Origin of the sequence: Candidatus Bipolaricaulis anaerobius (genome assembly GCF_900465355.1) — a bacterium.
Classification (GTDB): domain Bacteria; phylum Bipolaricaulota; class Bipolaricaulia; order Bipolaricaulales; family Bipolaricaulaceae; genus Bipolaricaulis; species Bipolaricaulis anaerobius.
In genome coordinates, this window is sequence record NZ_LS483254.1 from 441654 (window position 1) to 455288 (window position 13635).

Annotated in this window: 11 protein-coding genes and 1 pseudogene; 5 read left to right on the forward strand and 7 right to left on the reverse strand. The window is 67.7% G+C overall.

Annotated elements, in window-relative coordinates:
- Nucleotides 1–40: 40 nt before the first annotated feature.
- Genes BARAN1_RS02170 through sucD form a run of 3 tightly spaced genes read right to left on the reverse strand, consistent with a single transcriptional unit; the run spans nucleotide 41 to nucleotide 2828 of the window.
- Nucleotides 41–874 carry a DMT family transporter gene (locus tag BARAN1_RS02170; RefSeq protein WP_122030687.1) on the reverse strand — a complete coding sequence of 278 codons (834 nt, stop codon included), beginning with the start codon at nucleotides 872–874 and terminating at the stop codon, nucleotides 41–43.
- Nucleotides 874–1962 (reverse strand): redox-regulated ATPase YchF, encoded by a 1089-nt coding sequence (gene ychF / locus BARAN1_RS02175; RefSeq protein ID WP_122030688.1) that lies wholly within the window; start codon nucleotides 1960–1962, stop codon nucleotides 874–876. The genes BARAN1_RS02170 and ychF overlap by 1 nt, the downstream gene beginning before the upstream one ends.
- Entirely contained in the window at nucleotides 1959–2828 is an 870-nt protein-coding gene (gene sucD, locus BARAN1_RS02180) for a succinate--CoA ligase subunit alpha (RefSeq protein WP_122030689.1), read from the reverse strand. Before sucD ends, ychF begins: the two co-directional genes overlap by 4 nt.
- A gap of 149 nt (nucleotides 2829–2977) precedes the next feature.
- Between sucD and BARAN1_RS02185 the strand changes: the two genes are divergently transcribed.
- The 4 genes from BARAN1_RS02185 to BARAN1_RS02200 all read left to right on the forward strand — a co-directional run bounded on the left by BARAN1_RS02185 (nucleotide 2978) and on the right by BARAN1_RS02200 (nucleotide 8787).
- A complete protein-coding gene (locus BARAN1_RS02185; RefSeq protein WP_122030690.1) occupies nucleotides 2978–3955 on the forward strand; it encodes an ABC transporter permease in 978 nt (325 codons plus the stop codon).
- Between the two features lie 38 nt (nucleotides 3956–3993).
- Nucleotides 3994–4953: an ABC transporter permease gene (locus tag BARAN1_RS02190; RefSeq protein ID WP_231944285.1), complete on the forward strand. Its 960-nt coding sequence runs from the start codon at nucleotides 3994–3996 to the stop codon at nucleotides 4951–4953.
- A 139-nt stretch (nucleotides 4954–5092) separates the two neighbouring features.
- On the forward strand, nucleotides 5093–6946 hold the full coding sequence (locus BARAN1_RS02195; RefSeq protein ID WP_122030692.1) for a peptide ABC transporter substrate-binding protein: 1854 nt from the start codon (nucleotides 5093–5095) through the stop codon (nucleotides 6944–6946).
- 95 nt (nucleotides 6947–7041) lie between these two features.
- A complete protein-coding gene (locus tag BARAN1_RS02200; protein ID WP_122030693.1) occupies nucleotides 7042–8787 on the forward strand; it encodes a hypothetical protein in 1746 nt (581 codons plus the stop codon).
- Between the two features lie 97 nt (nucleotides 8788–8884).
- On the opposite strand, the gene BARAN1_RS02205 is transcribed toward BARAN1_RS02200, so the two are convergent.
- Nucleotides 8885–10438 (reverse strand): MBL fold metallo-hydrolase RNA specificity domain-containing protein, encoded by a 1554-nt coding sequence (locus tag BARAN1_RS02205; RefSeq protein WP_122030694.1) that lies wholly within the window; start codon nucleotides 10436–10438, stop codon nucleotides 8885–8887.
- Between the two features lie 292 nt (nucleotides 10439–10730).
- On the opposite strand from BARAN1_RS02205, the pseudogene BARAN1_RS06845 reads away from it, so the two are divergent.
- Nucleotides 10731–10967, forward strand: a pseudogene (locus BARAN1_RS06845) (hypothetical protein); the annotation flags it as partial.
- A 169-nt stretch (nucleotides 10968–11136) separates the two neighbouring features.
- Here BARAN1_RS06845 and BARAN1_RS06765 read toward each other — a convergent pair.
- The 3 genes from BARAN1_RS06765 to BARAN1_RS02220 are packed head-to-tail and all read right to left on the reverse strand — an operon-like array spanning nucleotide 11137 to nucleotide 13595.
- Nucleotides 11137–11262, reverse strand: coding sequence for a hypothetical protein (locus BARAN1_RS06765; protein WP_269460773.1), 126 nt, complete (start codon nucleotides 11260–11262; stop codon nucleotides 11137–11139).
- On the reverse strand, nucleotides 11259–12257 hold the full coding sequence (gene floA / locus BARAN1_RS02215) for a flotillin-like protein FloA (protein WP_420196460.1): 999 nt from the start codon (nucleotides 12255–12257) through the stop codon (nucleotides 11259–11261). The genes BARAN1_RS06765 and floA overlap by 4 nt, the downstream gene beginning before the upstream one ends.
- Before the next feature lie 9 nt (nucleotides 12258–12266).
- Complete coding sequence (locus BARAN1_RS02220; protein WP_122030696.1) at nucleotides 12267–13595, reverse strand: NfeD family protein; 1329 nt, start codon at nucleotides 13593–13595, stop codon at nucleotides 12267–12269.
- Nucleotides 13596–13635: the final 40 nt, after the last annotated feature.

Below are 13635 nucleotides of genomic sequence, written 5' to 3' on the forward strand. Positions count from 1 at the left end.
AGTATCGTCCGATCGGGGGGACGCGTCAACGGAACGCCGATCAGGAACGCTGGGACAGGATCCCGGCCATCACCAGGGCTGCCCCCACCCCCTGGACGGGATGAAGCATTTCGCCGCGGAGCAACCACCCACCGAGCGCGGCGAACACGGGCTCCATGGCGAGCACGGTCGCCATCCGCGCGGCCGACGTCCGCTGCCCCGCCCAGAGGACGAGGGCGAACGCCCCGGTCGTGGCCAGCGCGGAGGTCACCCCCACCGCAACCCACACCTGCGATGAGAACGCGAACGCGATCTCCCCGTGCCACCCCGCCCCGGCGAGGGAGAGGAGGGCAACGAGGCCGAGCTGCGGGGCGAGGAGGGTCCGGGGATCGCCGGCCTTGGCGTACCGGTCGAGGAGGACGAGGTGCACCGCGAACGCGACGGCGCACAGGGCCGTCAGGCCATCGCCAGTCCACGTCCCCCCCGCGAGCGACCCTCCGCCGAGGGTGAGGAGGGCCAGCCCAACCGCGGCCAGGGCGACCCCTCCCCACGTCCTCCCGCTCGGCCGGCGCCCGAACGCCCACCCCACCACCGGGACGAGGACCACGGACAGCCCTGTAATGAGGCCCGACTTCTGGGCGGTGGTGTAGAGGAGCCCCCACGTCTGGAGGAGGTACCCCCCACACAGGGCGAGCCCGAGGATCCCTCCCCAGCGCCAGTTGTTCCCAGAGCGAGCTTCTCGCCGTCCAACGAGGAACGGAAGGGCGAGAAGCGTCGCCAGGCTGAACCGCAGGGCGAGGAACCACAACGGACCGACCTCCTGGAGGGCATCCTTCACCAGGACGAACGTCCACCCCCACACCGCGCTGGTGAGGAGGAGGGCCAACGTTGCCATTAGGCGGAGATGAAATGGATGACGTCGCCGTCCTGGACTGTGTAGTCGCGGCCAGCGCGGTGGACCCGGCCCGCCTCGCGGAGCGCCCGCTCGGAGCCCGCGGCGAGGAGGTCCGCCAGGGGCATGACCTCCGCCAAGACGAACCGGTCGCGGAAGTCGGTGTGGATCGCCGCCCCCGCGTCGGGGGCCTTCGTCCCAGCAGGGACCGTCCACGCCCGCACCTCAGGCCCCTCCACTGTGTAGAACGTGATCACGGCGAGGAGCCGGTACGCCTCGCGTACGAGGCGGACGAGGGCCGACTCGGTGAGGCCGTATTCCTGGAGGAACGCCTGCCGCTCCCCTTCCTCGGGGCACGCCTCCCCGAGTTCGGCCTCGAGCTTCCCCCGCACGATGATCCACCCCGCCCCGCTCTCGCGGGCGACCTCCGCCACCGCCCGCGACAGGTCGTTTTCGCCGGCGTCATCCACGTTGGCCACGAACAGGACGGGCTTTGAGGTGAGGGGCGCCAGCTCGCGGAGGAGGGGCATCTCCTGGGCGGAGAAGCGAAGCGTGCGGATCGCCTTCCCGTCACGCACGGCATCCAGGAGACGATCCAGCAGGGCGACCTCCTCCTGCGCAGGCTTATCCCCGGTGCGGGCGGCCTTCGCCGTCCGCTCCCGCCGCCGCTCGAGGGTCTCCCGGTCCTTGGCGAGGAGCTCCCCTTCCACGACCTGGATGTCGCGGCGCACATCGAGCTCCCCCATGGGGTGGGCGATGTCCGGGTCCGGGAAACAGCGCACGACGTGGAGGATCGCCTCCACCCCCCGGATCTCGGCGAGGAACTGATTCCCCAATCCCTCCCCCTGCGATGCCCCCTCCACCAGGCCGGCGATGTCCACCACCTCGATCGTCGTCGGGACCTTCTTCTTCCCGGGGAACAGGGCATGGAGGCGGTCCAGCCGCTCGTCGGGGACGGAGGCGACCCCGTGGTGGGGCTCGATCGTGCAGAACGGGTAGGCCTCGACCCGCGCCCCGGCCAGGGTGAGGGCGTTGAAGATCGTGGACTTCCCCGCGTTGGGGAGCCCCACCAGGCCGAAGCTCCGGCTCACCGAAGGGCCTCCTGGACGAGGCGGGCGACCTCGGTCGGGGTGCGGGCGACGGGAATCCCCGCTTTCTCCAGCCGGTCCGCCTTTGCCTGGGCGGTATCGTCTCCGCCGGTCACGATCGCCCCGGCGTGGCCCATCCGCTTCCCCGGCGGGGCCGAGAAGCCGGCGATGTAGGCGACGAGGGGCTTCGTCCCGTTCTCCGCCCACCACCGCGCTGCCTCATCCTCCGCCCCCCCTCCGATCTCCCCCATGAGGACGACCGCCTCCGTCTCGGGATCGTCCTCGAACAGGGGGAGGAGGTCCACGAACGAGCTCCCGATGATCGGGTCGCCCCCGATCCCGACCACCGTGGACTGCCCGATCCCGGCCTGGGAAAGGTGGTGGGCGATCTCGTAGGTGAGGGTCCCCGAGCGGGACACGATCCCCACCGGTCCGGGGATGAACGCGGCGGGCGGGATGACGCCCATCTTGGCCTGGCCGGGGGAGATCACCCCGGGACAGTTGGGGCCGATCAACCGGACCGGGTAGGCGCGGAGGAGGTGGTAGGTGGGGAGCATGGCGTGGAGCGGGATCCCCTCCGTGATGCATACGAGGAGAGGGATCCCCGCGGCCGCCCCTTCGAGCAAGGCCTCCGGGGCGAACGCGGCTGGGACGAACAGGACCGAGGCATCAACCCGCTCGGCCTCCACTGCCTCGGCCACCGCGTCGTACACCGGGATCCCGTCGAGGGACGTCCCCCCCTTGCCGGGGGTGACCCCAGCCACGACCTTCGTCCCGTACGCCACCATCTGCCGGGTGTGGAACGCCCCCTCGCTTCCGGTGATGCCCTGGACAAGCACCTTCGTGTCCGCGTCAACAAGGATCGCCACGGTCCCCCTTTCGCTGCACAAGGATCACACCCTGAGGATACGAAGGAGGTGAGGGCCTAGGCAACCTGCAGTCCGGCACGGGTCCCGATCGCCATGGGGGGTCCGTGCTTGACACACTGCGGGGAGGCGGGTATAAACCCGCCGCTCGGATGATCCAGTACCTCATACGGCGGCTGCTGTGGGCGATCCCAGTTCTCCTGGCGATCATGGTGGTCACGTTCTTCCTCGCCCGCGCCATCCCCGGAGGTCCGTTCGATTTTGCTGGTGAAAAACAGCTTCCTGAGTCGGTCCGCAAGAATCTGGAACGGAAGTACGGCCTGGACCGGCCGATGTACGTGCAGCTCGGGAAGTGGATCTGGGATGGGATCCGGTTCGACTTTGGCCCATCCTACGCTTCGAGATCCCAGACCGTGAACGACATCCTCAAGCGCACGTTCCCGATCTCCTTCCAGCTCGGTTTTCTCGCCCTGCTTTTCGCTTTGCTTATTGGGATCCCTCTCGGGACGATCGCGGCCGTGAAGCAGAACTCGCCCATCGACTATGGGGCGACCTTCCTGGCCATCCTCGGGGTGTCCATGCCCACCATGATGACCGGCCCGCTCTTGATGTGGGTATTCGCCATCATCCTGGGCTGGCTGCCGACGGCGCGGTGGGGGACGGACTACACGCAACTGTACCTTGGGTTCTTCCCCAACATCTTCTCAGGGAAGTTCTGGCTCCATGCGATCCTTCCTGCGGTCACCCTTGGGCTGGCGTACTCCGCATCCATCGCCCGCCTCACCCGGGCGAGCCTCCTCCAGGTCATCCGCGAGGACTACATCAAGACGGCCTACGCGAAGGGCCTCCCGGCACGGCGTACGATCATCGTCCATGGCCTGCGGAACAGCCTGATCCCCGTCGCGACCGTGCTCGGCCCGATGTTCGCCGGCATCGTGACCGGGAGCTTGGTCGTTGAACAGATCTTCGGCATCGCGGGCATGGGGAAGTACTTCGTGACGGCTATCACCAACCGCGACTACCCGATGATCATGGGGTCAGTCCTCGTCTATTCGGTGCTCCTTGTCGCTGCCAACATCGTTGTGGACGTGAGCTACGCCTGGCTCGATCCTCGCATTCGGTACGACTGATGAGTGCGAAGAAACGGAGGGATGCTCGCGAGGAGGAAGTGAGGGGGCGGAGCCCGCTCCAGGACGCGTTCCACCGGTTGCTCAAGCATCGCGCGGGCACGCTGGGGGGGATCTTCATCATCCTCGTCATCCTGGTGGCCTTGTTTGTGGACACGACGATCCCCGCCGCCATCTTCGGCGGGGAGGTGAAGCCCCTGATCGCCCCCAAGCATTTCGCCGAGGTGAGCTTCTTCGAGCGGGATCTCCCGCCCGGAACGCCCGGCTATCTCCTGGGAACGGACTACCTGGGGCGCGACATCCTCAGTCGGACCCTCTATGGGACCCGGATCTCCTTGTCCATCGCCATAGTCGCCGCACTGGTGAGCCTCGTCATCGGGCTCACCTACGGGATCATCTCCGGTTTCGCCCCGACGCGGGTGGACAACGCGATGATGAGGTTTGTTGACTTCCTGTATGGGTTCCCCCTCATCATCTTCGTCATCCTACTCCAGGCTTACTTCAAGGCGGTCAGCCGGAGGGGAGCGACGGGGCTGGTGGGCGTGATGGTCAACATCGACCGCGCGCTCGGGGGGATGTTCTTCCTGTTCGTGGCGCTGGGCGTCCTCAACTGGATCGGCATGGCCCGCCTGGCGCGGGCGCAGACGCTCTCCGTGAAGCAGAAGGAGTACATCGAGTCGGCGCGCGCCCTGGGGGCGGGGAACCTGCGGATCGTGTTCCGCCACGTGCTTCCGAACATCCTTGGGCCGTGCATCGTTTCCGAGACGCTCGCCATCCCGGGGTACATCTCTACCGAAGCGTTCCTCAGCTTCATCGGGCTTGGGGTAACCCCGCCCACGCCGAGCTGGGGGTTGATGATCTCCGAGACCTATGCAGCCATCCGAACGTACCCCTGGGAGTCGTTGATCCCCGGGGTGGCCCTGGCCCTGACCACGCTCGCCTTCAACTTCCTGGGGGACGGGCTCCGCGATGCGTTTGACCCCAGGTTGAGGGGGACGTAGACTACTAGTAGCATATGTTGTCCCCTTGTAGGTCTGGCTAGCTCAGGGGAGAGGAGGTGGTCGGCCGAACCGAAGTGAGATGTCGCGGAAGGAAGAAGGTGCAGTGCGGACCTTGGGGTGGAGATAAAGGAGGTGCTTGATGCGGCTGAGCAAGCTTGCAGTAGTGCTCCTCGTGAGTTTGGTGGTGTGGCCCGTTATGGGCCAAGTGATCATGAACCGGAACCTGGGAACGGAGCCGCCGTCAGCAGACCCGGCGGTCAGCACGGATACGACCTCGATCGAGATCATCGAGCACATGTTCCTCGGGCTCGTGGACCTCGATGAGGTGACGATGGCCCCTGTCCCCGAGCTCGCCACGTCCTGGGACGTCTCGGAGGATGGGTTGACCTGGACGTACCACCTGCGGAACGATGTGTATTGGGTGCGGTACGATACCGCAGTGGGAAGGGTCCTCCAGGAAACAACCACCTTGCCCGATGACGCGATATCGATCCTTAAAGAGGGGGAGCGGGAGCTCTTCGTGGGCAAGGGCGCGGACGGTAGCAGCTACGTCGTTGCGCAGCGCGCAGATGCCAGTGGCTTCTTCCGGCTCGTCTCGGCCTACGACGTGGAGTACGGCGTCAAGCGGACGCTTGATCCGAGGACGGCTTCCGACTACTCCTACGTGCTGTACATCGTCCAGGGGGGCTACGAGGCGAACACGACCGATCCGACTTCCCCGGACTTCCCGGCCCTGATGGACGCAATCGGGGTGAAGGCCCTCGATGCGTTCACGGTGCAGTTCACGCTCATTGCCCCGGCAGGGTACTTCGGGCAGATCGCCTCGATGTGGATCGCCCGCCCTCAGCCGAAGTGGGCCATTGATGCCTACGGCGACTCATGGACCGAGCCAGGGAACATCGTCACGAACGGGTCCTACGCCATGAAGTCCTGGATCCACAACGACAGCATGGTGTTCGTGCGCAACCCGTACCTCCCGGACGAGCTGTGGGGCGGTGGGAACATTGACGAGGTCCATTGTGTGATGATCGTGGAGGAGTCGACGGCGTTCGCGATGTACCTCAACAACGAGCTCGATACGGGCGGCGTCCCGCTTCCGGAGATGGACCGGGTGAAGGCGGACCCCGTGCTCTCGAAGGAGCTCACGATCCGGCCGTTCCCCTGCACGTACTACTACGGGTTCATCACCACCAAGGCGCCGACGAACGATGTGCGGGTGCGGAAGGCCCTCTCGATGACGATCGATCGGCAGACCATGATCGACCAGGTCACGAAGGGCGATCAACTCCCCGCGAATACGTTCGCTGGCGGGTCGATCTTCGGCAATGCCGCCCTCGACCCGCGGATCGCTCCCTGGGCGCTCCCCGAGAAACTCGGCGGTTGGGGCTACGATAAAGCGCTCACCGAGGCCCAGAAGTTGATGGCCGAGGCCGGGTATCCAAATGGAGCAGGCCTCGAGATCATCCTCATGCACAACTCGGGTGAGGGCCACGCCCGAATCGCCCAGGCAGTGCAGGCGATGTGGACGAAGGCCTTCCCGGAGGCGAGGTTCACCATTGAGGTCCAGGAGTGGTTGGTCTACCTGACGACGATCTCCAAGGAGACCCCGGTGGAGAACATGCCCAACGTGTACCGGCTCGGCTGGTGCCAGGACTACCCAGACGAGAACAACTGGGTGCACGAGGTGTTCAACCCGACCTACGGGAACAACGATCCGCGGATGAGCCCGGACGACCCGCAGGTGGGGGCGGCCGTGGCCGAGTTCGATCGGCTGACGACGCTCGCGGGGCGGCTCACCGACCCGGCGGAGCGCCAGAGGCTGTACTTCGAGGCGGAGCGGCTCCTGTGTGACGAGATCGTGGCCATTGCCCCGATCTACTACTACACCCAGATCGCGCTCACGAAGCCCTGGGTCACCCGGCACTGGCATGACACGCCGCACTGGGACACCTGGAGCATCGATGCCGAGCTGAGGGCCCAGATGATGGGCTAGACCGAAGTGTTGAGGGTAGCGGGCCTCCCCTCGAGGGAGGCCCGTTCTTTCCCCTGCTTCCCTGAGGGATTCCGGCTATCATCCCTGCCACACGTATGGGATACCGGCGGCACCGTGGGCTGAGATCGGTCAGCTCCATCCTCCTCGGGTTGGTCGTACTCTCTCTGGCGGGGTGTGAACCCCGGCGGACCGACCCCATCCGCTCCGGATGGAGCCGGGGTCTTCCCCTGGCTGCGGCCTCCCTCGGGGACGCTCCCTCGCTCGTCGTGTCCCCGGACGCGCGGTGGATCGTGTGGGGCGACCAGGTAGCTGGGGAACCGCAGCTCCTGATGGGACGCCTGAGCCGAGAGGCCAGCCGAGAAGGGGTTACCCCCCTTCCTCTCTCAGCTACCTACCCCCACGCCCCCCGCCTGTTCCTTCGTGACGAAGAGCTCATCCTGTTCTTCCTTTTCCGCACAGGATCTGGGACCGACCGCCTCGCCAGTCAGCGACTGTCCGGGGAGGGGGAGCCGCTAGGGGTCCCCTGCCCCGTGTCTCCCGAGGACCACGACGTGGATTCGTACGCTGTGGTCCAGACAGAAGGGGGATATGTCGCCGTCTGGGAGGAACCGAGCCTTGGGCTCCACATCCAGACGATCACGGAGGATCTCGAGCTTATGGGCCCGCCGGTGCTCCTCGCGCCGCGGGGGGGATCTCCGGCCCTCGCCGTCGACCGATCGGGCGACGTTCACGCGGCGTGGCTCGTATCACCGGCCCCCGGTGTTGCCGAGCTCTACTACGGGCGGATTACGCTCGCCAGCCCATCCGTGCCCGAGCCTCGGTACCTCGGCAAGGTCACAGGGGGGTTGGGCGCTCTGTTCTTGGGCCCGGAGTTGGCCTTGGACGAACAGTGGGCCTATGCCGCCCTCTCCGTGGACTACCGCGGCGGGACCAAGGCCGGCACAGTGGAGACCCAGGTCTTCGCTGTCTCCCAGGATGCTTCGGAACAGGTTCACACGATCTCCCTCTACGTTCCCCCCCTCCTCCCCGAGACCGTCACGGATTTGGGGAACGGCCTCCTCGTGGACCCGGTGCCGGAAGCTCCGCGCCCGGGGGTGAACGTCCGTGTCCTCTCCGGCTATCCGGTAGAGGAGGATTTCGCACTGATCACAGTTGCGGCGAAACTCTCCTCCCTCCGGAAGGAGGAGTTCCAACCCGCGGTCGTGTCCTTCCAAGGCGGGCGCGAGGTGGGCTGGTGCCCGGTCGCTGTCACCCAGGGATCCCCGGCTGCCGCCGAGCTCGTGCGGTCACCTGTGGGCTGGCACGTGGTATGGCTTGACATGCACGCCTCCGGGGAGTACTCCGTCCTCTATGCCACGACCTCCTCAGCCGAGCGCGCGATCCTCGACCGGTTCTCAGCATCCGACCTCGCCCACGTCTTCTTCACTGTGCTCTCAGGCATCGTGGGGGGGCTCGCTTCCATCCCTCTTTTCCTCCTGGCAGCGGTGCCAGGGCTCCTCGTCATCGCTGGACACTACATCCTCGGTGGTGAGGGGGATCTCCGATTGTGGCGATCCAGGATCCTCCTCGCGGTCGGCCTCGTCCCCTACGCGGCGCTCAAACTCCTGTTCATCTCCGGCCTGGTCGTCGAGTTCCCGTTCGCTGGGTGGATGGCGCCGTCCGTGGCCAGGGCGCTCTCCATCGCTCTTCCCGTTGCGTTCCTCGGTACGGGCCTGCTGGCGGTGGGGGTGTACTGGCGGCGGTCCGATGAACCAGGGCTCCTCCCCGCGTATGTTCTGTTCATCGTGGTGGACATCGTCCTTTCGCTCTTTCTCGTGGGGCCGTCGCTGGCTGGAGCGTGACCGAGAAGAGCGGTGGTGGGAAGGGGGACCTTCGTCGGTTGGGGCGAGCGCGATTGTGACCCCGTAGCCCCGCCTGACGGGCACCCCTGTCGCAGGACTAAAGCGAAAGGGAGCCGCCATTGGGGATGAGGCGGACCTCGATCGGCTCCCCCCGCAGGCCCGTGACGAACAGGTCCGGCCGTTCGGTGTGGAGGGGCACCAAGATCCGCGGCCGAATCTCGCGGGCCATCGCCAGGAGCTCCTCCCCACTGGCGTGGCCGGAGGCGTGGAGCCCCCCGCCGAACGAAAGCTCCCCGTGCCCGTCCACCGCGAACCCGTGGACCTCGAACCCGAAGAGCTGGAGCCAGTTCCAAAGCCGGTGCATATCGATCGCCTGCTCCTCCCCATACGCTTCGCTCGACGAGTAGATGTACACCCCGCCCGTGGGCCGGATGTCGAGGAGATTCTTCAGATCCCAAAAGCTGAACGCGAGGAGGAACCCGCCCGGATCGGCCCGCACCTCGTCGGGCCCCACGAGGCGGGCGCGGTGCCGCTCGCGGAGGTCCCGGTTCCAGATGTCGGGCTTGACCACAACGTCATCGTACACGACGAGGTGCGGGGAGCCCACCACGCCCTCCATCCCCCCGCACCGGGCGAGGGCCTCGAGGAGGTACATGTCCTTGGCGAGGATCGCCAGCCGCCGATCGGTCGCTGCGGCGATAGCGAGGAAGGCTGTGAGCCTCTCCACGTGACGGGGGCTGAAGTCGGCGAGGACGAGCCGTCCCTTGCCCCGGACGACGATGTCGTGAGCTCGCGCCTGGACCTGTTCCTCGGTCGTGCACTCCCCCTCTGCCCGGCCGGCCCGCGTCCCCTCGCTGAGGAGGAGGGCGGGGCGCAGGGCCCGCGCCTCCTCGATGAACCGCCGCGTCGTCTCCCCCTCGGTGCCGTGCCGGCGGAGGTCGCCGGTGTACACGACCCAGCCTCGGTCGGTCTCCACGGCGTAGGCGAGGGCGCCCGGGACGGAGTGATCGACGGGGAACGCCCGCACTTCATACCCTCCCACCCGGCCCGCGAACCCGTGGATCCCGGCCGGTTCGAGGCCGCGGCCGCTCGGGCTCGGCGAGGAGGAGAGGAACTCCCGCAGCTCGGGGCCGGCCTCACCTCCGATGAATCGGATCTCCCGCCCCTGAGCAGGCCGTTCCTTGACCCCCGCGGCGGTGAGGGCGCGCCTGCTCTGGGGCACGCGGGGCACGACGTACGCCGTCTCGGCATAGAACTCGGACTTGCCCGCGTCCTGGATCGCCTTCAGAACAGCCCACCCCCGCGGGGAGGCACCCACTGGGATCTCCGGCCGTACCACGCCGAGGAGGCCACAGTGATCCATGTGGGGATGGGAAAGGAGGATGAGCTCCACGGCGAGGTCGTCTCCCGCCGGGGCGAACCCCTCCACCCAGAGATCGGGCCGGTAGAGGTCGGGGCAGGGGGGAATGAGCCCGAGCTGCCACAGGTCGGCCAAGCCCTGGGAGCTCCGCGGCTTGAGGTACTCCTCGAAGTACAGCCCGAACCGCTTGTAGTTGATCCCGAAATCGAGGAGGAGCCGGCTCGCGCCGGTGTGGAGGAAGACCTTCGTCCCTCCGATCGAGTCCGCTCCATCGAGGATCCTGAGCTCCACGGCCGCCGTATCGTACCATGGATCCCGTGCGTTGGGCTTGACCGGAGGGGAGATGAGCGAACTGGTGCGGCTGGGGAGCGGCGACGTGGTTCAGGCAGCGGAGGCCCTCGCCGCGGCGTTCCGGGACTACCCGCTCCTCACCTTCGCCTGCCCTCGCCCGGAGGAACGAGGCCAGTTGGCCCGAGCCTTCTCCCGGGTCATCCTTCACTACGCCGCCCGCTACGGGGAGGTCTACGCGACCTCGCGCGTCTTTGAGGGCGTGGCGGCGTGGGTCCCCTCGTCCCACTTCCCGATGACGTTCGGGAAGATCATCCGCTCGGTCCCCCCCTCGGCCCTCCTTGCCCTCGCTCGTCATGGGGGCAGCCGGCTGCGGGCTGCCGGGGCCCATCTCGACGCGCTGCAGCGACGACTCGCCCCGCCGGGCCACCTGTTCCTGTTCATCCTCGGCGTTGCCCCCCAGTTCCAGGGGAAAGGCCACGCGGGCCGGCTCCTCCGCCCCGTCCTCGCCAGGCTCGACCGGGAGGGCCGCCCGTGCTACGTGGACACGGTGAACGGGAAGGCGGTGGCCATGTACGAGCACTTCGGGTTCCGCATCGTCGCCGACTCACCCCTCCCGGGAACCGATCTCACCGCGTGGGCCCTGGTGAGGGACCCGGTGCCCCCGCTTCCCGGCACGAGGGGACAGGGCGCTGTTCTCCCTACCAGGGACGGGGAGGGGCCTCGGGCGAGCCCACCGGCGGGCCGAGGATCTCCCCGAGGACGATCGCGAGCTGCGGATCCGTCCGCACGAGGTCCCGAACCCTCGTGCCTATCTCCTCCGTCACCGCTTCCCCCCCGCCGGAGGCTCCTCATGGCCGCGCGGCCGCTCTTCGGGCTTGGCGATCCCCTCGCGCATCGCGGTGTCGGCCTGGATGTTCCGCAGCCGGTAGTAATCCATGATCCCGAGCTGGCCCTTGCGGAACGCCTCCGCGATCGCGCGCGGGATCTCCGCCTCAGCCTCCACCACCGCCGCCCTCCTTTCCTGAACGAGCGCCAGCATCTCCTGCTCCCGGGCGATGGCCATCGCCCGCCTCTCTTCGGCCTTTGCCCGCGCCACCTTGAGGTCGGCCTCGGCCTGGGCGGTCTGGAGCTCGGCCCCGATGTTGCGGCCCACGTCCACGTCAGCGATGTCGATCGACAGGAGCTCGAACGCGGTGCCGGCGTCGAGGCCCTTGGACAGGACGAGCTTGGAGATCGAATCCGGGTTCTCCAGGACTTCCTTGTGGGAGTTGGCGGACCCGATCGCGGATACGATCCCCTCTCCGACGCGGGCGATCACGGTCGCCTCGGTGGCGCCACCCACGAGGCGCTCGATGTTCGCCCGCACCGTGATCTTGGCGATGGCGAGGAGCTCGATCCCGTCCTTGGCCACCGCTGCCACCTTTGGGGTCTCGATCACGCGTGGGTTCACGCTCATCGCCACCGCGTCGTACACATCGCGGCCAGCGAGGTCGATCGCCGCCGCCCGCTGGAACCCCAGGGCGATCCCAGCCTTGTCGGCGGAGATGAGCGCCCGCACCACCCGTTCCACGTTCCCCCCCGCGAGGTAGTGGGCCTCGAGGTCGGAGGTGGTGAGCTTGATCCCCGCCTTCCACGCCGCGATCATGGGCATGATCACGCGATGGGGGTTCACCTTCCGTAGGCGCATCCCGATGAACGTCATCGGACCCACGGGGACGCCCGCCGCGAGCGCAGAGACCCACAGGCCCACGGGGACGAAGTAGAAGAACAGCCACAGGAAAAGGAGCGCCAACGCTCCCAGGACGATCCACAATGTCATCCCTCCCATCTAACCCTCCTTTCGCTTGCGCACGACCTTACGGAATCCCTCGTCGCGCACGACCTCGACCTCGGTCCCCTTGGGGAGGAATCCCTCCTCCGCCACGACGTCCAGGAGCTCACCCTGGAAATCGGCCTGCCCCACCGGCCGGAGATCAGTACGAGCGATCCCGGACCTCCCGACCCATTCCGTGGGCGCAACCTGCGTCTTGTCCCCGGCGTGGCTGGTGATCGCCGACTGGAGGATCACCCCCCCTAGCCGGAGCCGGGAGCGGGGGAGCCGGGTGAGGATGACCACGGTCAGCGCGAGGCCGACCAGAAGGGCAAGGGACACCGCGCCCACGGCGGGCCCAGCCTGACTCGGTTGGGTGAAGGGCCCGACCATCGCTGAATAGAGGCCAAGCCCGATCAGAACCAGCCCAACGATCCCCGCCAGCCCGAAATCGGTGGCGGTGAACACGAAGATCTCGAGCACGATGGCCACAATCCCGGCTGCGAGGAACACGAGCGACTCCCACCCTGCCAAGCCGGCGAGGTTGTGGGCCCAGAAGAAGGTGGCGACCGACGCGAGCCCGATCGCGCCGAACACCCCGAACCCCGGGGTCACGGCCTCGACGAGGAGGCCGAGGACGGCGATCGCGATGAGGAGGGCGGACAGCCAGGGGGTGGTCAGGGTCGCTACCGCGGAGTCCACCCACCGGGGGTGGTGTTCCTGCACCACCATCCCCGTCAGGCCGGCCGCGTCAAGGAGCTCGCCGAGGGTGGCTGCATCGCCGTCGGAGTACCCCCACTCGGCTGCCGAGCGGGCGGTGAGGGTGAGGAGCTTCCCCCGCTCCACGAGGCCGGGGATCTCCACCGCCGGGTCGACCATCGCCTCCGCTACGTTCGGATCGCGGCCGCGCTCCTCGGCCGTGGCCCGGAATAGGCCGCGCACCGCCGAGATCGTCTTCTCGGGCGCGGTCGTCAACTCCCCGCTCGCGTCGAAGTAGACGGGGGTGGCGGCGCCCATCACCCCCCCGGGGGCGAAGTAGATCCGGTTGCAGGCAAGCGCGAGGAGCGCCCCCGCCGAGTACGCCTCCCGGTTCACGTAGGCGATCGTCGGCACCCTGGCCCCGAGGATGAGGTCGCGGCACGCCATCGCAGCGTCGAGGTAGCCCCCGGGGGTCGCGAAGTCGAACACCACCGCCGCCCCCGCCGCCTCCGCCTCGGCGAGGCCCGTGCGCACGAAGGGAACGGTCCCCCGCCCGATCTCCCCTTCGATGCGAAGGAGCCACACCTCCGCCCCCGTGCCGACGAGGGCCACCAGGCTGACGAGCGTAACCAGGGCGAGCTTCCTCACGAAAGGATTGTAGGGCCAACCGCGGTGCTGCAACAACCGG

What these genes read in the sequence shown, in the direction of transcription:
- BARAN1_RS02170 (WP_122030687.1), bottom strand. Translation starts at nt 874, where the DNA reads ATGGCAACGTTGGCCCTCCTCCTCACCAGCGCGGTGTGGGGGTGGACG.
- BARAN1_RS02185 (WP_122030690.1), top strand. Translation starts at nt 2,978, where the DNA reads ATGATCCAGTACCTCATACGGCGGCTGCTGTGGGCGATCCCAGTTCTC.
- BARAN1_RS02195 (WP_122030692.1), top strand. Translation starts at nt 5,093, where the DNA reads ATGCGGCTGAGCAAGCTTGCAGTAGTGCTCCTCGTGAGTTTGGTGGTG.
- BARAN1_RS02200 (WP_122030693.1), top strand. Translation starts at nt 7,042, where the DNA reads ATGGGATACCGGCGGCACCGTGGGCTGAGATCGGTCAGCTCCATCCTC.
- floA (WP_420196460.1), bottom strand. Translation starts at nt 12,257, where the DNA reads ATGACATTGTGGATCGTCCTGGGAGCGTTGGCGCTCCTTTTCCTGTGG.